General features: G+C 72.0%; 16 protein-coding genes. 6 read left to right on the top strand and 10 right to left on the bottom strand.

Features of this window, described 5'->3' with window-relative positions:
* Nucleotides 1-6: 6 nt before the first annotated feature.
* The gene (locus OIE75_RS09685; protein WP_307011381.1) at nt 7-1,131 is read right to left on the bottom strand and encodes a mechanosensitive ion channel family protein; all 1,125 of its coding nucleotides are present in this window, start codon (nt 1,129-1,131) and stop codon (nt 7-9) included.
* A 61-nt stretch (nt 1,132-1,192) separates the two neighbouring features.
* Here OIE75_RS09685 and OIE75_RS09680 point away from each other — a divergent pair, with 61 nt between their 5' ends.
* Nucleotides 1,193-1,834 carry a dienelactone hydrolase family protein gene (locus OIE75_RS09680; RefSeq protein ID WP_329473957.1) on the top strand — a complete coding sequence of 214 codons (642 nt, stop codon included), beginning with the start codon at nt 1,193-1,195 and terminating at the stop codon, nt 1,832-1,834.
* On the opposite strand, the gene OIE75_RS09675 is transcribed toward OIE75_RS09680, so the two are convergent.
* The 4 genes from OIE75_RS09675 to OIE75_RS09660 all read right to left on the bottom strand — a co-directional run bounded on the left by OIE75_RS09675 (nt 1,819) and on the right by OIE75_RS09660 (nt 6,613).
* Entirely contained in the window at nt 1,819-3,504 is a 1,686-nt protein-coding gene (locus OIE75_RS09675) for an alkaline phosphatase D family protein (RefSeq protein WP_329470347.1), read from the bottom strand. The genes OIE75_RS09680 and OIE75_RS09675 overlap by 16 nt on opposite strands.
* Before the next feature lie 103 nt (nt 3,505-3,607).
* Complete coding sequence (locus tag OIE75_RS09670) at nt 3,608-4,408, bottom strand: DsbA family protein (RefSeq protein ID WP_122614996.1); 801 nt, start codon at nt 4,406-4,408, stop codon at nt 3,608-3,610.
* 87 nt (nt 4,409-4,495) lie between these two features.
* A complete protein-coding gene (locus OIE75_RS09665) occupies nt 4,496-5,203 on the bottom strand; it encodes a hypothetical protein (protein WP_329470345.1) in 708 nt (235 codons plus the stop codon).
* A 69-nt stretch (nt 5,204-5,272) separates the two neighbouring features.
* Nucleotides 5,273-6,613 carry a DUF2252 domain-containing protein gene (locus tag OIE75_RS09660; RefSeq protein WP_307011374.1) on the bottom strand — a complete coding sequence of 447 codons (1,341 nt, stop codon included), beginning with the start codon at nt 6,611-6,613 and terminating at the stop codon, nt 5,273-5,275.
* A 252-nt stretch (nt 6,614-6,865) separates the two neighbouring features.
* Here OIE75_RS09660 and dnaE point away from each other — a divergent pair, with 252 nt between their 5' ends.
* Nucleotides 6,866-10,405, top strand: coding sequence for a DNA polymerase III subunit alpha (gene dnaE, locus OIE75_RS09655; RefSeq protein WP_307011373.1), 3,540 nt, complete (start codon nt 6,866-6,868; stop codon nt 10,403-10,405).
* Nucleotides 10,406-10,526: 121 nt separating this feature from the next.
* Here the strand turns inward: dnaE and OIE75_RS09650 are convergent, their stop codons facing one another.
* Nucleotides 10,527-10,694 (bottom strand): hypothetical protein, encoded by a 168-nt coding sequence (locus OIE75_RS09650; protein ID WP_307011372.1) that lies wholly within the window; start codon nt 10,692-10,694, stop codon nt 10,527-10,529.
* 224 nt (nt 10,695-10,918) lie between these two features.
* Here OIE75_RS09650 and OIE75_RS09645 point away from each other — a divergent pair, with 224 nt between their 5' ends.
* The 4 genes from OIE75_RS09645 (at nt 10,919) to OIE75_RS09630 (ending at nt 14,864) form a co-directional block, all read left to right on the top strand.
* Nucleotides 10,919-12,130, top strand: coding sequence for an NYN domain-containing protein (locus OIE75_RS09645; RefSeq protein WP_329470343.1), 1,212 nt, complete (start codon nt 10,919-10,921; stop codon nt 12,128-12,130).
* A gap of 133 nt (nt 12,131-12,263) precedes the next feature.
* Nucleotides 12,264-13,238 (top strand): ABC transporter ATP-binding protein, encoded by a 975-nt coding sequence (locus OIE75_RS09640; RefSeq protein ID WP_307017838.1) that lies wholly within the window; start codon nt 12,264-12,266, stop codon nt 13,236-13,238.
* 89 nt (nt 13,239-13,327) lie between these two features.
* Nucleotides 13,328-14,143 carry an ABC transporter permease gene (locus tag OIE75_RS09635; RefSeq protein WP_307017836.1) on the top strand — a complete coding sequence of 272 codons (816 nt, stop codon included), beginning with the start codon at nt 13,328-13,330 and terminating at the stop codon, nt 14,141-14,143.
* 34 nt (nt 14,144-14,177) lie between these two features.
* Complete coding sequence (locus OIE75_RS09630) at nt 14,178-14,864, top strand: AAA family ATPase (RefSeq protein WP_307011369.1); 687 nt, start codon at nt 14,178-14,180, stop codon at nt 14,862-14,864.
* Nucleotides 14,865-15,021: 157 nt separating this feature from the next.
* On the opposite strand, the gene ybaK is transcribed toward OIE75_RS09630, so the two are convergent.
* The 4 genes from ybaK to OIE75_RS09610 all read right to left on the bottom strand — a co-directional run bounded on the left by ybaK (nt 15,022) and on the right by OIE75_RS09610 (nt 19,212).
* Nucleotides 15,022-15,522 (bottom strand): Cys-tRNA(Pro) deacylase, encoded by a 501-nt coding sequence (gene ybaK, locus OIE75_RS09625; RefSeq protein ID WP_307011367.1) that lies wholly within the window; start codon nt 15,520-15,522, stop codon nt 15,022-15,024.
* A gap of 13 nt (nt 15,523-15,535) precedes the next feature.
* On the bottom strand, nt 15,536-16,276 hold the full coding sequence (locus OIE75_RS09620) for an LON peptidase substrate-binding domain-containing protein (RefSeq protein ID WP_307011365.1): 741 nt from the start codon (nt 16,274-16,276) through the stop codon (nt 15,536-15,538).
* An 11-nt stretch (nt 16,277-16,287) separates the two neighbouring features.
* Nucleotides 16,288-17,334: a hypothetical protein gene (locus OIE75_RS09615; protein WP_329470342.1), complete on the bottom strand. Its 1,047-nt coding sequence runs from the start codon at nt 17,332-17,334 to the stop codon at nt 16,288-16,290.
* 300 nt (nt 17,335-17,634) lie between these two features.
* Nucleotides 17,635-19,212, bottom strand: coding sequence for an oxidoreductase (locus OIE75_RS09610; RefSeq protein WP_307011363.1), 1,578 nt, complete (start codon nt 19,210-19,212; stop codon nt 17,635-17,637).
* Nucleotides 19,213-19,240: the final 28 nt, after the last annotated feature.

Genomic DNA, 19,240 nt, shown 5'->3' with positions numbered 1-19,240 from the left:
CGGCGGTCACAGGTTCTTGGTGGGGTGCTCCGGGAAGCGGCGGATGCCCCCGTCGGAGGAGCGGCGGGGCCGGTGGACGCCGTCGCGGGACGGCCGCGGGGCCGCGTCCGCCGTGTTGACCCGCGGCAGGGCGTAGGGGTGCTCCTCGGCCAGCCAGCGGATCATCCCCTCACGGACCGTGACCCGTACCGTCCAGATGTCGTCCGCGTCCTTCGCCGTCACCAGGGCCCGCACCTGCATGGTGTTCTGGGTCGTCTCCGTGACCGTCAGGTTGTAGTCCCGTCCGTCCCAGGCCGGGCACTCGCGCAGCAGGTCGCGCAGCCGCTCGCGCATCCGGTCCAGGGGCGCCGTGTGGTCGAGGTGCCAGAAGACGGTCCCGGTCATCTGCGGGGTGCCGCGCGACCAGTTCTCGAACGGCTTGGAGGTGAAGTACGACACCGGCATGGTGATCCGGCGCTCGTCCCAGGTGCGCACCGTCAGGTACGTCAGCGTGATCTCCTCGACGGTGCCCCACTCGCCGTCCACCACGACCGTGTCGCCCATGCGCACCATGTCGCCGAAGGCGATCTGGAACCCGGCGAACATGTTGCTCAGCGTGGACTGCGCGGCTATGCCGGCCACGATGCCGAGCAGTCCGGCCGAGGCCAGCAGCGAGGCGCCCGCCGCGCGCATGGCGGGGAAGGTGAGGAGCATCGAGGCCACGGCGACCACGCCGACGACCGCCGTGACCACCCGCATGATCAGCGACACCTGGGTGCGCACCCGGCGGACCCGGGCGGGGTTCCGCTGGGAGTGGGCGTGCGCGTAGCGGGAGTACGACGTCTCGACGACCGCGGCGGCGATCCGGATCACCAGCCAGGCCACCGAGCCGATCAGCAACAGCGTCAGCAGCCGGCCGACGTCCGACCGGTGGTCCGGGAACACCTGTGCCTCTACGTAGGACCCTCTCAGCAGGGCGGCGCACAGCATCACCTGGTAAGGGATGCGGGCACGGCGCAGCAGCCCCCACAGCGGTGTCTCGGGGTGCCGTCCGTCGGCCTTGCGCAGCAACAGGTCGGTGGCCCAGCCGATGACCAGCGTCAGCAGGACGGAGCCGCCGACCACGATCAGCGGGCGGAGTATCGTCTCCATGCCCTCGAACGTAACCGCCCGCGGCGTGCCGTGAACCTGTGACTTCCGTCCCGCCCGGGGGATCTTCGCGCATCGCGCTGTCACACCCGGCTGGCACCATGGCCTCATGAACATCGTGCTCTTTCACTCGACCCTCGGCCCGAGGCCCGCGGTGCGGCAGGCCGCCGACCGGCTGCGCGACGCCGGGCACCAGGTCTGGACCCCGGACCTCTACGAGGGCCGGACCTTCGACACGGTCGAGGAGGGCATGGCCCACCAGGACGGGATCGGCCGGGAGGAACTGCTCAAGCGGGCCGTGCTGGCCGCCGCCCCGTATTCCGAGCGGGGACTGGTGTACGCCGGGTTCTCCCTCGGCGCGTCCATCGCCCAGACCCTCGCCCTCGGCGACCACCGGGCGCGCGGACTGCTCCTGCTGCACGGCACCTCGGACATCGCGGCCAACGCCGCGGTCGACGACCTGCCGGTCCAGCTGCACGTGGCCGAGCCGGACGCCTTCGAGACGGACGACTGGCTCAGCGCCTGGTATCTCCAGATGGGCCGGATCGGCGCCGACGTGGAGGTCCACCGCTACCCGGGGGCGGGCCACCTCTACACCGACCCCGAGCTGCCGGACTACGACGAGGAGGCGGCCGAGGCCACCTGGCGGGTGGCGCTCGGCTTCCTCGACTCGCTTAGGGAGGAGACGGCTCAGGCGGGCGAGTAGACGCGCTCCACCCGCTGGGTGCCGCTGCGGGTGCGGTAGGAGCGGACCCACCGGGACGTGGCGTCCGGGTCGGTGCGGTCTGAGACGGCGTAGTAGTCCATCTGCGCGCGCTCCGCCGTGATGTCCAGCACGCCGTAGCCGTGCCGGTCGGTGTCGACCCAGTGCACGTGCCGGTTCGCGGCCCGGATGACCGGTGCCGCGATCGCCGAGACGGTGCCCTCGGGGACCTTCACGATGTCGTCGAGGTTGTCGGAGGTCACCGAGGTGACGACGAACTCCGTGGCGGCGGAGGCGGACAGCGGGTACGTGCCGGCGTTGTACGGCACGTCGTTGGCCCACGCCATGTGGATGTCGCCGGTGAGGAACACGGTGTTGCGGACGGCGTTCGCGCGCAGGTGCGCCAGCAGTTCCCGGCGGTCGTCGGTGTAGCCGTCCCACTGGTCGGTGTTGAGGGCGAGGCCCTCCCTGGGCAGGCCGAGCAGCTCGGCGAGCGGCTTGAGCAGCTCGGCGGAGAGCGAGCCGATCGCGAACGGCGACATCATCACCGGGTTGCCGACCAGCCGCCAGGCGGTGTCCGAGGCGGCGAGGCCGGACTTGAGCCAGTCCAGTTGGGCGCGGCCGGTCACGGTGCGGTCCGGGTCGTCGACCTCGCCCTCGCCGATGCCCACCTGCTGGGAGCGGTAGGTGCGCAGGTCCAGCAGCGACAGGTCGGCCAGCTTGCCGAAGCGCAGCCGCCGGTAGGTGGTGCCGGCGATCGCCGGGCGCACCGGCATCCACTCGAAGTAGGCCCGCTTGGCGGCGGTCTGACGCGCCGCCCAGGAGCCCTCGGTGCCCTCGGTGTGGTTCTCGGCGCCGCCCGACCAGGTGTCGTTGGCGATCTCGTGGTCGTCCCAGATGGCCACGACCGGCGCGGTGGCGTGCAGCGCCTGGAGGTCGGGGTCGGTCTTGTACCGGCCGTGCCGTGCGCGGTAGTCGGCGAGGGTGAGGATCTCGTGGGCCGGGGCGTGCGGCCGTACAACGGTGTCCCGGGTGCCGTACTCGCCGGTGCCGTACTCGTAGATGTAGTCGCCCAGGTGCAGCCAGGCGTCCAGGTCGCCGCGGTCCGCGAGATGGCGGTACGACGAGAAGTACCCGGCCTCCCAGTTGGCGCAGGAGACGACGCCGAACCGCAGCCCGGAGACGGCCGCGTCGGCCGCCGGCGCGGTGCGGGTGCGGGCGACGGGGGAGTCGGTGGGGCCCGCGGAGAAGCGGAACCAGTAGTCCGTGGCGGGGGCGAGACCGCGGACGTCCGCCTTGACGGTGTGGTCGGAGCCCGCGGTCGCGGTGACGGAGCCCTTGGCGACGATGTTCGTGAGGGCCTTGTCGGTGGCGACGACCCAGCTCACCGCGGTGTCGGGACCGGCTCCCGACCCCGGTATGGCCTCGGGCGCCGGCGTCACGCGGGTCCAGAGCAGGACGCCGTCGGGCAGCGGGTCGCCGGAGGCGACGCCGTGCAGGAAGGCCGGGGCGGTGTCGGCGGCGCCCGCGGGCAGGGCGGCGGCGAGCGGGGCGGCCAGGACGGCGCCGGCCGCCGCGGCCTTGACGACCGTACGGCGGCTCGGAGTTCGGGCGCCCGCGGACTCGGCGGGCGACGGGACGGGAATCTCGGACGATCTGTGTCGACTGGTCACGGACGATCAGGTTACTGATCGGTATGCGCGCGAGCGGGCGAACTCGTAAAAGTTCGCCCGCTCGTTCGTCGTGCGTCGGTGCGGCGTCACCCCCGTGCGGGGGTCACTTGGTGACCTTGGCGTCCTTGAGCGCCTTCTCCCAGTCGGCGACCGAGCTGGGGTTCTCGATCACCTTGTCGTTGATCTTGATGGTCGGGGTCGACTGGACGCCCTCGGCGGTGTCGAAGGACTTGCTCATCCGCATCGCCCAGGCGTCGTAGGTGCCCTTCTCGACGGCGTCCTGGAACTTCTTGTTGTTCTTCAGGGCGTCGACCGAGTTCGCCACCTTGATCAGGTAGTCGTCCTTGGCGAACTCGTCGCTGGACTCCTCCGGGTGGTACTCGGAGGAGTACAGGGCGGTCTTGTAGTCGATGAACGCCTCGGGGCTGACGTTGAGCGCGGCGCCGAGGGCGCTGAGCGCGTTCTTCGAACCCTCGCCGCTCAGGTTGCCGTCGAGGAAGGTGCCGATGGTGAAGGAGAGCTTGTAGTCGCCGTCCTCCATGCCCTTGTTGACGGTCTCGCCGATGTTCTGCTCGAAGGAGGCGCAGGCCGGGCAGCGCGGGTCCTCGTAGAGGTGGACGGTGTTGTCGGTCTTGGACTCGCCCATGGTGACCGTGGTGCCGTCCTTGCCCGAGGTGTTGGCCGGGGCCACCACCTTGGCGTCGGCGGCCGCCTCCCACTTCGAGGGCTGGTTGCCCTGGACGACGGCGTAGCTGATGCCGCCGGCTATCGCCAGCACGCCGACGATGGCGGCGGCCACGATGCCCTGCCGCTTGACCTTGTCGCGCTTGGCCTGACGCTCGCGCTCCTGGCGCAGGCGCTCACGGGCCGCCGTCTTCGCCGCCTGGCTGTTCCGCTTGCTCATGATGGTGATCTCTCCGGGGACGCGCACACGGGCGTGTGCGGAAACTCGTAAGGGGGGCTGCGGTGCTCGGTGAGGTCCGGTGACGGGTCACACGAGGGCGGCCGCGCACGGCGGTCCGCGACGTCCCAGGGAGTACGTGAGGATCCGCTCGCGGGCGCCGGTGGTGCGGCCGGCCGGGACGGCCGGGCGGCGCACCGCCGGGGCGCGGCGGACGGACACGGCCGCGACCGCGATCAGCAGCGGCCGGAAGGTGGTCGCGGCCACCGCGCCGAGCAGTTGGGCCAGCGCCTTCTCGCCCCGCCGCAGCCAGGCCGCGGCGAGCAGCCCGACCCCGACGTGCGCGCCGAGCAGCAGCCAGGCGGTGCCGGGATCGGCGTCGGCGAGCAGCGCCGCCATCCGGTCGGTCTCGGCGCCGGTCACCCGGGTCAGCGGCGCGGTCACGCCCGCGTGGAGGCCGGTGCCGTCGCCGCACAGCACGTCGAAGCCGACGGAGCGCAGCGGGCCCGCGACGGGACCGCCCGCCCGGCCGTAGCAGACGTGCTGACCGGTGGTGAAGACCGTGTCGGCGGCAAGCTCCAGCGGGATCAGCAGGGCGGCGATCCGCCCGAAGCCGCGCTCGCGCCGCCCGGCCAGGGCGTACGCGATCAGGAACACGGCGGCGGCGACGGCGGCCACCGTGGGCAGCGGCAGCGGAACCCCGGACAGCAGAACGTGCGACGCGGTGCTGAGGGTCACGACGAGTGCCGTGAACAGCGCCGCGCGTACGGCTCTGAGCGGGGTTCCGGATATGTCCATAGCAGTAGAAGAGTGTGTCACGGGGTCCGGTAAGGGACCCCTAAAGGGTTCCTGTGAGAGCGCCGAAGGTTACAGACCCGGAATGCGGCCGTTGCGGAAGAGGTCGACGAAGGTCTGGTGGTCGGCACGCGCGCGTGCGCCGTACCGGTGCGCGAAGTCGGTCAGCAGGGGGGCGAAATTCTCCTCGTCGGCCGCGATCGCCGCGTCGATCGCCCGCTCGGTGGAGAACGGCACCAGCGACTCACCGGACTGGTCGTCGGCCGCCGCGTGCATGGTGGCCGTGGCCCGGCCCAGGTCGGCGACGACCTCGGCGATCTCCTCCGGGTCGTCGATGTCGCCCCAGTCCAGGTCGACGGCGTACGGCGAGACCTCGGCGACCAGCTGGCCGGAGCCGTCCAGCTCGGTCCAGCCCAGCCACGGGTCGGCGTGCGCCTGCAGGGCGCGCTGGGAGATCACCGTGCGGTGGCCCTCGTGCTGGAAGTAGTCCCGGATCGCCGGGTCGGTGATGTGCCGCGAGACCGCCGGGGTCTGGGCCTGCTTGATGTAGATCACGACGTCGTTCTCCAGGGCGTCGCTGTTGCCCTCCAGAAGGATGTTGTACGAGGGCAGGCCGGCCGAGCCGATGCCGATGCCCCGGCGGCCCACGACGTCCTTGACGCGGTAGGAGTCGGGGCGGGCCAGGGAGGACTCCGGGAGCGTCTCCAGGTAGCCGTCGAAGGCCGCGAGCACCTTGTAGCGGGTGGCGGCGTCCAGCTCGACGGCGCCGCCGCCGGGGGCGAAGCGTCGCTCGAAGTCGCGGATCTCGGTCATCGAGTCCAGCAGCCCGAAGCGGGTCAGGGAGCGGGCCACCCGCAGCGCGCCCAGCAGCGGCCCCTCCGCGGTGTCCAGCGTGAAGGGCGGCACCTCGTCGCTCTTGGCGCCGGTGGCCAGGGCGTGGATCCGCTCGCGGTACGCGCCCGCGTACACCCGCACCAGCTCGGTGATCTGCTCGTCGCTGAACGCCTTCGCGTACCCGATCAGCGCGATGGAGGCGGCGAAGCGCTTGAGGTCCCAGGTGAAGGGGCCGACGTAGGCCTCGTCGAAGTCGTTGACGTTGAAGATCAGCCGGCCGGTGGAGTCCATGTACGTGCCGAAGTTCTCGGCGTGCAGGTCGCCGTGGATCCACACCCGGGAGGTCCGCTCGTCCAGGTAGGGGCCACCGTCCTGCCCACCGAACTCACGGTCCACGGTCAAATCGTGGTAAAAGAGGCATGCCGTGCCCCGGTAGAACGCGAAGGCCGAGGCCGCCATCTTCCGGAACTTCACGCGGAACGCCGCCGGGTCCGCGGCCAGCAGCTGGCCGAAGGCGGTGTCGAAGACGGCGAGGATCTCCTCGCCGCGGTGCTCCTCGTTGAGCTGCGGGACCGACATGCCTGGTGCCTCCTGGTGCGGGGTGGTGCCTGACGGGTGGAGCGGATTCCCCCCACGGCCCAACGTCCGAAGGGGTGAGGGAGTGCCCGCCCACGAAGGTACGCGTGGGGGGCCTCGGAGTGTCAGTGCCGAGGCATAGACTTCGACGCTGACCCCCCGGACTGACCGCAGCCCGTCGCCCACCCGTCGCCCGACCACCGCCCCTCATCGAGGCGCTACGCGCCACAGCAATCGAATCCATGGAGGCCGCACGTGTCCAAGCCGCCGTTCACGCACCTGCACGTCCACACCCAGTACTCGCTGCTGGACGGTGCCGCGCGGCTCAAGGACATGTTCGAGGCCTGCAACGAGATGGGCATGTCGCACATCGCCATGTCCGACCACGGCAACCTGCACGGGGCGTACGACTTCTTCCACTCCGCGAAGAAAGCCGGAGTCACCCCGATCATCGGCATCGAGGCGTACGTCGCCCCCGAGTCGCGGCGGAACAAGCGCAAGATCCAGTGGGGCCAGCCGCACCAGAAGCGGGACGACGTCTCCGGTTCCGGCGGCTACACCCACAAGACGATGTGGGCGACCAACCGGACCGGACTGCACAACCTCTTCAAGCTCTCCTCGGACGCCTACGCCGAGGGCTGGCTGCAGAAGTGGCCCCGGATGGACAAGGAGACCATCTCCCAGTGGTCCGAGGGCATCGTCGCCTCCACCGGCTGCCCCTCCGGCGAGGTCCAGACCCGGCTGCGCCTCGGCCACTTCGACGAGGCGCTGAAGGCGGCCGCCGACTACCAGGACATCTTCGGCAAGGACCGCTACTTCCTGGAGTTGATGGACCACGGCATCGAGATCGAGCACCGGGTCCGTGACGGCCTGCTGGAGATCGGCCGCAAGCTCGGCATCCCGCCCCTGGTCACCAACGACTCGCACTACACCTACGCGCACGAGGCGACCGCCCACGACGCGCTGCTGTGCATCCAGACCGGCAAGAACCTCTCCGACCCGGACCGCTTCCGCTTCGACGGCACCGGCTACTACCTGAAGTCGACGGACGAGATGTACGCCATCGACTCGTCCGACGCCTGGCAGGAGGGCTGCGCCAACACGCGCCTGATCGCCGAGATGATCGACACCACCGGCATGTTCGAGAAGCGCGACCTCATGCCGAAGTTCGACATCCCCGACGGCTTCACCGAGGTCACCTGGTTCCAGGAGGAGGTCCGCCGCGGCATGGAGCGCCGCTTCGCGGGCCAGGTCCCCGAGGACCGCCAGAAGCAGGCCGAGTACGAGATGGACGTCATCATCCAGATGGGGTTCCCGGGCTACTTCCTCGTGGTCGCCGACTTCATCATGTGGGCCAAGAACCAGGGCATCGCGGTCGGCCCCGGCCGAGGCTCCGCCGCCGGTTCGATCGTGGCCTACGCGATGGGCATCACCGACCTCGACCCCATCCCGCACGGCCTGATCTTCGAGCGGTTCCTCAACCCCGAGCGCGTCTCCATGCCCGACGTCGACATCGACTTCGACGAGCGCAGGCGCGTCGAGGTGATCAGGTACGTGACGGAGAAGTACGGCGCCGACAAGGTCGCCATGATCGGCACCTACGGCAAGATCAAGGCGAAGAACGCCATCAAGGACTCCGCGCGCGTGCTGGGCTACCCGTACGCGATGGGCGACCGGCTCACCAAGGCGATGCCCGCCGACGTCCTCGGCAAGGGCATCGACCTCAACGGCATCACCGACTCGACCCACCCCCGCTACAGCGAGGCCGGCGAGATCCGCTCGATGTACGAGAACGAGCCGGACGTGAAGAAGGTCATCGACACCGCCAAGGGCGTCGAGGGCCTGGTCCGGCAGATGGGCGTCCACGCGGCCGGCGTGATCATGTCCAGCGAGCCGATCGTCGACCACGCCCCGATCTGGGTGCGGCACACCGACGGCGTCACCATCACGCAGTGGGACTACCCGCAGTGCGAGTCGCTCGGCCTGCTGAAGATGGACTTCCTCGGCCTGCGCAACCTCACGATCATGGACGACGCCGTCAAGATGGTGAAGTCCAACAAGGGCGTCGACCTCGACCTGCTGTCCCTGCCGCTGGACGACCCGACCACCTTCGACCTGCTCCAGCGCGGCGACACGCTCGGCGTCTTCCAGTTCGACGGCGGACCGATGCGCTCGCTGCTGCGGCTGATGAAGCCCGACAACTTCGAGGACATCTCCGCCGTCTCCGCGCTCTACCGTCCCGGCCCGATGGGCATGGACTCGCACACCAACTACGCGCTGCGCAAGAACAACCTCCAGGAGATCACGCCGATCCACAAGGAGCTGGAGGAGCCCCTCCAGGAGGTCCTCGCGGTCACCTACGGCCTGATCGTGTACCAGGAGCAGGTGCAGAAGGCCGCCCAGATCATCGCGGGCTACTCGCTCGGCGAGGCCGACATCCTGCGCCGCGTGATGGGCAAGAAGAAGCCCGACGAACTGGCGAAGAACTTCGTCCTCTTCCAGGAGGGCGCCCGCAAGAAGGGCTACAGCGACGAGGCCATCCAGGCCCTGTGGGACGTCCTGGTCCCCTTCGCCGGCTACGCCTTCAACAAGGCGCACTCCGCCGCGTACGGCCTGGTCTCGTACTGGACGGCGTACCTCAAGGCCAACTACCCGGCCGAGTACATGGCGGCCCTGCTCACCTCGGTCAAGGACGACAAGGACAAGTCGGCCGTCTACCTCAACGAGTGCCGGCGCATGGGCATCAAGGTCCTGCCGCCCAACGTCAACGAGTCCATGTCGAACTTCGCCGCCCAGGGCGACGACGTGATCCTCTTCGGCCTCTCCGCCGTCCGCAACGTCGGCACCAACGTCGTCGAGTCGATCATCAGGTGCCGCAAGGCGAAGGGGAAGTACGTCTCCTTCCCCGACTACCTGGACAAGGTCGAGGCGGTCGTCTGCAACAAGCGGACCACCGAGTCGCTGATCAAGGCCGGCGCCTTCGACGAGATGGGGCACACCCGCAAGGGCCTCACCGCGCAGTACGAACCGATGATCGACAACGTGGTCGCGGTCAAGCGCAAGGAGGCCGAGGGGCAGTTCGACCTCTTCGGCGGCATGGGCGACGAGCAGAACGACGAGCCGGGGTTCGGACTCGACGTCGTCTTCGGCGAGGACGAGTGGGACAAGACCTATCTGCTCGCCCAGGAGCGGGAGATGCTCGGTCTCTACGTCTCCGACCACCCGCTCTTCGGCCTGGAGCACGTGCTGTCCGACAAGGCCGACGCGGGCATCTCCCAGCTCACCGGCGGTGACTTCGGGGACGGCGCGGTCGTCACCATCGGCGGCATCATCTCCGGCCTCCAGCGCAAGATGACCAAGCAGGGCAACGCCTGGGCCATCGCCACCGTCGAGGACCTGGCCGGCTCGCTGGAGTGCATGTTCTTCCCGGCGACCTACCAGCTGGTGTCCACCCAACTCGTCGAGGACGCCGTGGTCTTCGTCAAGGGCAGGCTGGACAAGCGGGAGGACGTGCCGCGGCTGGTCGCGATGGAGCTCCAGGTCCCCGACCTGTCCAACGCGGGCACCAACGCGCCCGTGGTCCTCACCATCCCGGCCACCCGCATCACGCCGCCGATGGTCAGCCGTCTCGGCGAGATCCTCACCCACCACCGGGGCGACAGCGAGGTGCGGATCAAGCTCCAGGGCCCGACGAAGACGACGGTGCTCCGGCTGGACCGGCACCGGGTCAAGCCCGATCCGGCGCTCTTCGGCGACCTGAAGGTGCTGCTCGGGCCGTCCTGCCTGGCGGGCTGACCGGGCTCCGGGGGCTCGGCCCGAAGTGAGCGAGGGGCGCTCCCGGTCTGCCGGGCGCGCCCCTCGTCGTGCGGGCCGCAACGGCCCGTACCGCGGATGTCAGTTGTCGCCGTGGTGCGGCTCAGTTGTGGCCGAAGCGCTTCTGGCGCTTGCGCGACGCGGCGTCGCCGGGCGTCGTCAGCTGCGGGGAGTGCTGCTCCTCGCGCTCCAGCACGTTCGACTCGGCGGCCTGCGGGGCGCGCTCGGCATGGGGCTGCTTACGGTCACGGTTGTTCTTGTTCTTGGCCATGGTGATCTACCTCCTGAGGGGGATCTAGGGGCCAACGACGGAACCAGGTTCACATAGGCCGATAAAGAACGCATATCGGGCAATTACCGTGTGTGACACGGCTGGTCGGGGTCCGGTCCGCCGAAACGCCACGCCGAAGATCGAGTTCGGGCCGTTAACCTCCGCGCCGTCGGGCAGACTCGAAGGAAGCCCGAAGCAAACCTCCCGGAAAGAGGGTGGATCGCGTGGACCGCTGCATCGTCCTGGTGGACGCCGGGTATCTGCTGGGGGCCGCCGCGAGTCTGCTCGCCGGGGAGCCCTCACGCTCGCGCATCACCGTCGACCACGCCGCCCTCATCCAGGGGCTGCGCGACCGCGCCGAGTCCGACACCGGGCAGCCCCTGCTGCGCATCTACTGGTTCGACGGCGCCCCCGACCGCGTCCCGCAGCCCGAGCACCGCCGGCTGCGCGTGATGCCCCGGGTCACCGTCCGGCTGGGCGCCCTCACGCGCAGTGACGGCCGCTGGGCGCAGAAGGGCGTCGACGCCGCCATGCACGCCGAGCTGACCGAGCTGGCCCGCAACCGGGCCTGCTCCGACGTCGTCCTGGTGACCGGCGACGGCGACCTGCTGCCCGGCATGATGGCCGCCAAGGAGCACGGCGTCGCCGTCCACCTGTGGGCCGTACAGGCCGCCGACGGCGACTACAACCAGTCCGAGGACCTGGTCGCCGAGGCCGACGAACGCCGCGTCCTGGACCGTACGTGGATCACCAAGGCGGTACGCGCCAAGGAACTCGGCGGAATCTGCGCGCCGCCGCCCGTGCCCCGCCCCGAGATCGCCGCGATCCTCTCCGCGCCGCTGCCCGAATCGGCCCTCGCGGCGACCGCCGAACGGCCCGCACAGGAGCCCGAGCACCCCACGACGGCCGCCGGGCGCAACGGGGCGGAGGAGCGCGTACCGCCCGCCAAGGGCGTGCCCACCCCCAAGGACCTGGCCGCCCTGCGCGCCCCCGGCGCCCCTCATGCCCCGCAGCCGACCACCGCCACCCTGCGCTGGTCCTCCGACAAGGGCTGGGTCGACCGGCCCGGAGCCGAGCCGTCCGAGGCCGCCTCCATGCCGACGCTGGCCCAGCTCACCACGGCCGAGCAGCGCTGGGCCGACCGCGAGGAGGACATCACCACGGTCGGCGGCGACCCGTACGAGGTCGGTCAGGTCTTCGCCCGCCGCTGGCTGGAGCGCCTCGGCGACCACGGCCACCTGCAGAAACTCTCCGGGATGTACCCGCGCATCCCGCACCGCGTCGACGGGGAGCTGCTGCGCTACGCGGCCCGCTTCGGGCTGCTGGCCCACAAGGACGACCAGATCGACGAGCACGACCGGTACGCGATCCGGGCCGGGTTCTGGCGGGAGATCGACGTGCGGACGGCGACCGAACGCACCCCCGCGGCGGAGTGAGACGCTCCGGCGCCTCCCCGGCTGAATCGACACTTATGGGCGGACCCGGGAGCGGGCCGGGGGGACGGACCCCGTAGTCTCGTCCCTTGTGAGTACGCGCGCGGCACAGGCACTACGACCCGGTGGCGGTGCCGTGTGCGCGGTGCGCGGACTGACCAAGACCTATCCGGCCCAGCGCGGCAGGCGCGGCGTTCCCGCCACCCCCGAGGTGCGGGCCACCGACGACGTGAGCCTGGACATCCGCCGCGGTGAGATCTTCGGCCTGCTCGGACCCAACGGCGCCGGCAAGTCCACCCTCGTACGCCAGCTCACCGGCCTCATGCGGCCCGACCACGGCAGCGTGGAGATCCTCGGGCACGACGTCGTGCGCCACCCCGAGCGGGCCGCCCGGATCCTCGCCTACCTCGGACAGGAGTCCAGCGCCCTGGACGAGCTGACCGTGTCGCTCGCCGCCGAGACCACCGGGCGGCTGCGCGGCCTGGAGGTGCGGCGGGCGCGCGCCGAGCGGGACGCGGTCCTCGACGAGCTGGGCCTGACCCCCCTGGCCGCCCGCCCGATCAAGAAGCTCTCCGGTGGCCAGCGCCGCCTCGCCTGCTTCGCCTCCGCGCTGGTGGGGGAGCGCCCGCTGCTCGTGCTGGACGAGCCGACCACCGGCATGGACCCGGTGGCCCGGCGCGCGGTGTGGGCGGCCGTCGACCGGCGGCGAGCGGAGCGCGGCACCACCGTCCTGCTCGTCACCCACAACGTCATCGAGGCCGAGACTGTCCTCGACCGGGTCGCCGTCCTCGACCGGGGGCGCGTCATCGCCTGCGACACCCCCTCCGGGCTCAAGGAGAAGGTCGCCGGCGAGGTCCGGGTCGACCTGGTGTGGCGCGAGACGGCCCCCCTGCACGTTCCGGAGGTCGCCGCCCTGCGCGACCGCGTCGTCGAGTCGGGGCGGCGCTGGACGCTGCGCCTGGCCCCCGAGGAGGCCCGCGCGGTCGTCGCCACCGTCACCGGCGGTGCGGCCTTCGCCGCGCTCGACGACTTCACCCTGGCCACGCCCAGCCTGGAGGACGTATACCTGGCACTGGGCGGCGCGGCGCGGCAGGGGCTGGTGAGGGCTTGAGCGCACGCACGGTGAGCACATCGGCCGCCGCATCCGTACCCGTCGGGGCGACCGTCTCCAACGACCCCAACGAAGGGGAGCAGCGCGACGTGAGTGTCGTATCCGCCGATGTCCTGACGGGCGGCGTCCTGGCCGTCGAGGAGCAGGACGCCGCCGAGCTGGGCCCCAGGGCGCGGCTGTGGCCCTCCCTGGTGGCCGTGTACCGGGCGCAGCTCTCCCGGGCGCGGGTCGCGCGCATCCCCTTGCTCTTCGTGGCCACCTTCCAGTCGGTCGGCATCATGATCCTGATGCGCGGCGTGGTGGACGGCGGCGGCGAGGCCCGGGCCGTGGTCGCCGGTTCGGCGGTGCTCGTCGTGGCCTTCGTGGCGCTGAACCTGCTCGCCCAGTACTTCGGGCAGCTGCGGGCCAGCGGTGGCCTCGACCACTACGCGACCCTGCCGGTGCCGCCGGCCGCCGTGGTGCTGGGCGCGGCGGGCGCGTACGCGTCCTTCACGGTGCCCGGGACCGTCGTGACGGCGGTGTTCGGCTGTCTGCTGTACGGGCTGCCGATGACGCATCTGTGGGTGCTGGTGGCGGTGATCCCGCTGGCGGGCGCCGCCCTCGCCGGACTGGGCGCGGCCCTCGGCCTGCTCGCGCCCCGGCCCGAGTTCGCCACGCTGCTGGGCCAGCTGGGCATGTCGGCGGCGCTGCTGCTGGGCGTGCTGCCGGCGGAGCGGATGCCGGAGGCGGTCCGGCTGGTCCGGGACCTGCTGCCCTCGACGTACGGCGTGGAGGCGTTCGCGCGCACCTTCGGGGAGCGGCCCGACTGGGCCTTCGTCCTCGGGGACCTCGCGGTGTGCGCCGGGGTCGGTGTGATCTCCCTGGCCGTCGCCACCTGGGCGTACCGCAGGGCGGCCGTCCGGTGATGTGCCGCACCGGCGGGTTTGGCACGATGGCACGGTGACCGCTCCTCTGAATCCGCCACCCCCACCGAACGAACGCCCGCCGTACCGGGGTGGGCCGGTGCCGCCGCCCGTCGGCGCGCACGCGGTGGGAACCGCGCCCGGCGCACCGTACGACCACCACGGCGAACAGGACGGCCCCGGGATGCTGACCGAAGTGCGGCAGGCCGCCGTGGCCGTGCTGGCGATCGCGCTCTCCGGTGTGCTGCTGGGCGTGCTGTGGTGGAAGCTGGCCCCGACCGTGCCGCTGGTCGGCGACGTGGTCGACGAGCGCTGGGTGGTCTTCCTCAAGGAGTCCGAGGGCGAGCAGGCGATCGGCGTCGACGGAACGTTCACGCTGCTCGCGCTGGCGTTCGGGGCGCTCAGCGGGCTCGTGGCCTTCCTGCTGCGGCGGCGCGGCGGCGTGCCGCTGGTGGTGGCGCTGGGCGTCGGCGGACTGCTCGGCTCGCTCCTGGCGTGGCGGGTCGGCGTGTGGCTCGGACCCGCACAGGACGTGATCGCGCACGCGAAGGACGTGGGCAAGGGCGTGACGTTCGACGCGCCGCTGAAGCTGGGCGCGAAGGGCGCGCTGCTGGCCTGGTCACTGGCGGCGCTCGTCGTCCACCTGGGACTGACCGGACTGTTCGGCCCCAGGGACCCGGAGCCGGACCCCTGGCCCGCGCCGTACGGGGACAAGCCGGCGTAGCTCCCGCCGAGCCGACGCGGGTCTCGTCGCCGTCGCCTGGTCCAGGCGGGGCGGCGGCCGTGGTTCGCCCGTCCCTTCCTGGTGCGCCACTTGCGTTTGCGCGTTCTCTTCGACATGTTCTGTCTGATTGGCCGAGAACGGCGCCCTCGTCGAGTGGTTACACGCGGCCGATCGGCGCGCGGACCGCGTCGGTCAGCTTGGCGAGGTCGTCGGGGGACAGCTCGACCTCCAGGCCGCGGCGGCCCGCCGAGACGCAGATCGTCGCGTGCTCCGAGGCCGACGCGTCCAGGACCGTCGTGAGCCGTTTGCGCTGGCCCAGGGGCGAGATGCCGCCCCGCACATAGCCCGTGGTGCGCTCGGCCAGCGCCGGGTCGGCCATCGCCGCGCGCTTGCCGCCCACCGCGGCCGCCAGGGCCTTCAGGTCCAGCTGGCCCGCCACCGGCACCACCGCGACCGTCAGGGCGCCGTCGACGTCCGCCACCAGCGTCTTGAAGACCCGCTCCGGGGAGACACCCATCGCCTCGGCCGCCTCCTCGCCGTAGGACGGGTGCGCGGGGTCGTGCTCGTAGGCGTGCACGGTGTACGTCACCCCGGCCGCCGTGAGTGCCACCGTCGCGGGGGTGCCGCCGGACTGCTGCTTCTTCGACTTCTTCGCCATACGGGCCGGTACCTCAGTTGAGACTCGTCGGGCCGCGCGTCAGTTCCGACGCGGGCAGGGACGGCAGCGTACGGATGACGGCGGTCTCGGAGCGAAGGAGTTTCAGCTCGTCCCTCAGGCGGGACGCGGTGTCCGGAGCCTGGAGCAGACGCTGCTTCGTCGGTGTGTCGAGCATCATCGCGGCGGCGACCAGGTACGAGACCACGCCCGGTTCGTCCGGCAGCTCGGCGCCGGTGGCCAGCGACCGCTCGCGCGCCCCCGCCAGCCGCTTCTGGTACTGCCGGAAGGACCGCAGGACGCCCTCGGCCAGCGCGCCGGCCTCGTCGCCCGGTTCCTCCGGCAGCGGTTCCAGCTCCGCCGTCAGGAAGGGGCCCGACGCGTCCACCGAGACCAGGCGCACCCGGTTCGTGCCGGTCGCCAGCACCTCGAAGGTGCCGTCGGCCCGCTCGCGGATCGTCGCGGCGTCCGCGATGCAGCCCACCTTGTGGAACGCCTTCAGCGGATCGGAGCCGAACCCGGCCGTCGGCCCGCGTTCCGGCGTGGCCGTCGGGTCGGGCAGGCCGGGAGCGCTCTGGGCCACCTCGTAGCCGTCGCGGATCGCCACGACGGCGAACCGCCGGGGTTCGTCCTCGGAGGTCTTCAGCAGTTCGCGCATCAGGGCGCGATAGCGCTCCTCGAAGATGTTGAGGGGGAGCACCAGCCCCGGGAACAGGACGGAGTTCAAGGGGAAGAGGGGGAGCCGGACGGTGGTCACGACGCAGAAGCCTAATGGTCGCCGCGACCGACGCGTCCGCCCCGCCCACTTCGTGGATGGCCCGAACCCGTCCTCGGCGGCGCGGCGGCCACGGCCGCGAGGACATCGGCGCGCACCTGGAGGAAGCGGCCGAGTGGATCGTCCGTCTCCCGGTCCCACGGGAAGGACGTGACGTACGGGCCGGTCAGCCGCAGCTGTTCCGCCGCGTCCGCGAGCCGGTCCAGGCGCACGAGGACGTAGACCAGCAGGTTCCGCAGCTCCGCCGCCCACGGGTCGGCCGCCGGGTGGGCCGCCGACAGGGCGACCGCGCGGTCGGCGGCCGCGTCCAGACGGACACGGAGGTCACGCGGGGGCGCGCCGGTCGCGGCGCCGACGTCGGCGCCGGCGGCCCGCAGACAGGTGAAGGCCGCCCGCAGCGGCAGCGCCCGGACCAGGGCGTCCTCGGGGGCGTCCTGCGCGGCCGTCTCGGCGAAGTCCAGGCATTCGCGGTGGGCGCCGGGTGAGGCGGCGGCGAGGTATTCCAGGGCGGCGACGTGGCAGCCGTAGTGGTGCGGGGAGCGGCGGACCGCCTGTCCCCACAGCCGCTCGAACTCGGCGTGTCCGGCACCGGCGCCCCGCGCCGCGTCCAGCGCCGTGCGCCACGGCACCGGGTCGGGTCCGGCCGCCTCGGCCGCCGCGGTCACCGCGGGCACGAGCCCGCGCAGCAGCTCGGCACGGTCCGGTGAGTCCCAGTGGCGGGCCACCGCCAGGCGCGCCGCTACCAGCGGGGCGCCGGGGTCCTCCGGGGCGGTGGCACGCCAGGTCTCGAGCCACTCGGAACGGGAGCGGGAGAAGGCGGCGAGACGCGTGGTGTACCGGTCGCGGTGCTCCCACTCCGCGTCCTCACGGGTGCCGGCGAGGAGACCGGCCGCGGGGGTGTGCTCGCCGCGGGCCGCGGCGAGGAGGGCGGGGGCGAGGCGGTCGTCGGGGGCGTCGAGGAGCACGTCGTCGTCTTGGGCGGGCCGTGAGGTCCGCGAGCGGGCCCGGGTGGCCGCGGTCCTGAGGAACGCGCGCAGCATGGTGACTACGACGGTCGACCGGGCGGGATGGTTGTGCGGACGGGGTCCGGATTCGGCCTCGGCTTCGCCTTCGGTCGATTGTGGTCCCACCCGCACCACTCGTGCGGCTTTCGCCGTCGGGTGCGGGTGGCCCTTGTGGGGCCTCTCGCCGTCGGCGGCCGCTGGTCGTGGGGCGTCGGGGGTGGAGCCGCCCCGGAAGCGGAGGGTGCGCCGCACGTGCGGCTTTCGTGGTCGGGTGCGGGTGTCCCAGGCGGACGCGGGCCGGGCGTCGGACGTGCTGCCGCTCCACCCTCGGAGGGCTCAGCTTCTGCGCAGCAGGCGGGTCGCGCCCGCCGCCACCGTCGTCGCCAGGATCCAGCCCAGCAGGATCAGGGCCGTCGCCAGCCACTGCCAGGCGTCGTGGAGCTGCCAGAAGCCGGCCTGGCCCAGGTCGATGACCGGCAGGAGCAGGTCGAGGGCGAAGAGGGCCGGGTTCCAGTCCGGGTGCTCGCCGGTCTTCAGCGGCGGCGGCTCGGCACGGGCGAAGGCGAGCGAGCCCGCCGCCCACAGCACCGCCATCCACACCGCGGCCCGCCCCGGCCGGTAGCCGTAGGCGACCGTCCAGTCCTGGGCGTACCCCACGAGCTTCGCGGCGATCGGCAGGCTCTCGCGGCGTCGGCGGTGCTTGGCGAGCAGCACCTCGCGGGCGTCCTCGTCCTCGCCGCCGGCCCGCAGCACGGCGGCGAGGCGCTCGTACGGCTCCGGGTTGTACTCGGCGGTCGCGGCGCCCACCCAGCGCAGCCGCTTCTCCAGCGGGAACGGCCCCCGCGGTACCAGGTTCTCGTAGGTGAAGCCGCCCATGTGCAGCCGGCCGGGCCCCGGCCAGCTGTCCGCCCGGTCCATCAGGTTGACGACCCGCGCCCCCGACAGCACCACCCGGCCGCGCGCCGGCCGCTCGCCCAGGAACCGCAGCTCGGGCGTCTGCACCCGGCGCAGCGACAGCTCCTGCTCGTCGGTGAACGTGAAGCGGGCGTGCTCGAAGTCGAGCGCGTCGCCGAACCGCCCGTCGTCCAGCCGCACCCCGCCCTCGCACTCGAAGCGCTGGATCCGCGTGCCCTGCGCCGGCGTGGTGCCCCGCAGCAGCGGGCTGCCGAGCCCCGCCGGTGTCAGGTACAGGGTGCGCTCCACCGTCAGCTGCGGGGCGTTGAGCGCGTGCCGCGTGTACGGGTTTAGGAGCCGGGCGCCGCGCAGGCTCAGCGACACGCCGACCTGGGCGCTGCGCAGACTCACCTCGCCGTGCGCCTCCAGCATCTCGGCCTGGAGGTCCTGCCCGACGGTCATCCCGTCGGCGGCGATGGAACGGCCGTGCCGGTCCCGGTGCACGATCGCCTGGTTGAGCAGCAGGTCGGTGCCTATCCGCGCGTCCGTGAGCCGTATGCCGCCCCGGAAGCGGGAACGGGGCAGGTGCAGGTCGCCCTCCGTGTGCAGCCGGGCCGCCTCCAGGCGGGGCACCGAGCAGTCCACCAGGCGCACGGTGGTGAAGCGGGTCTCCGGCAGCAGCACCTCCCGCTCGAACCGGCAGCCCCGCAGCTCCACGTACGGGTCCACGGTGCCGCCGGCCAGGTCCATCGTGCCGCTGATCCGCACGCCGGTCAGCTGGAGCGAGGCCACCCGGCCCGCGAGCGCCGGCGGACCGTCGAGCAGCAGCCAGCACACGATGCGGGCCCGCACGCTCCGCTCCGGTCCCCACGGGTGCCCGCCGTGCGGGTCGTCGACGAGCGCGTCGCCGCTGCTGAGGTCGTACACGCTGCCGTTGCGGAAGGCCTGCCACATGCCGGCCTCGGCGGCGGTCAGGTCGTCCGGCAGCTCTCCGTCACGAGGACCCACCACTACGGTCACGGCACTTCACTCCCTCCCCAACTACTCG

The sequence above is a fragment of the Streptomyces sp. NBC_01723 genome (assembly GCF_036246005.1).
Lineage (GTDB): Bacteria > Actinomycetota > Actinomycetes > Streptomycetales > Streptomycetaceae > Streptomyces.
The sequence above is the reverse complement of the archived record's forward strand: the minus strand, read 5'-3'. Positions and strand labels throughout refer to the sequence as shown.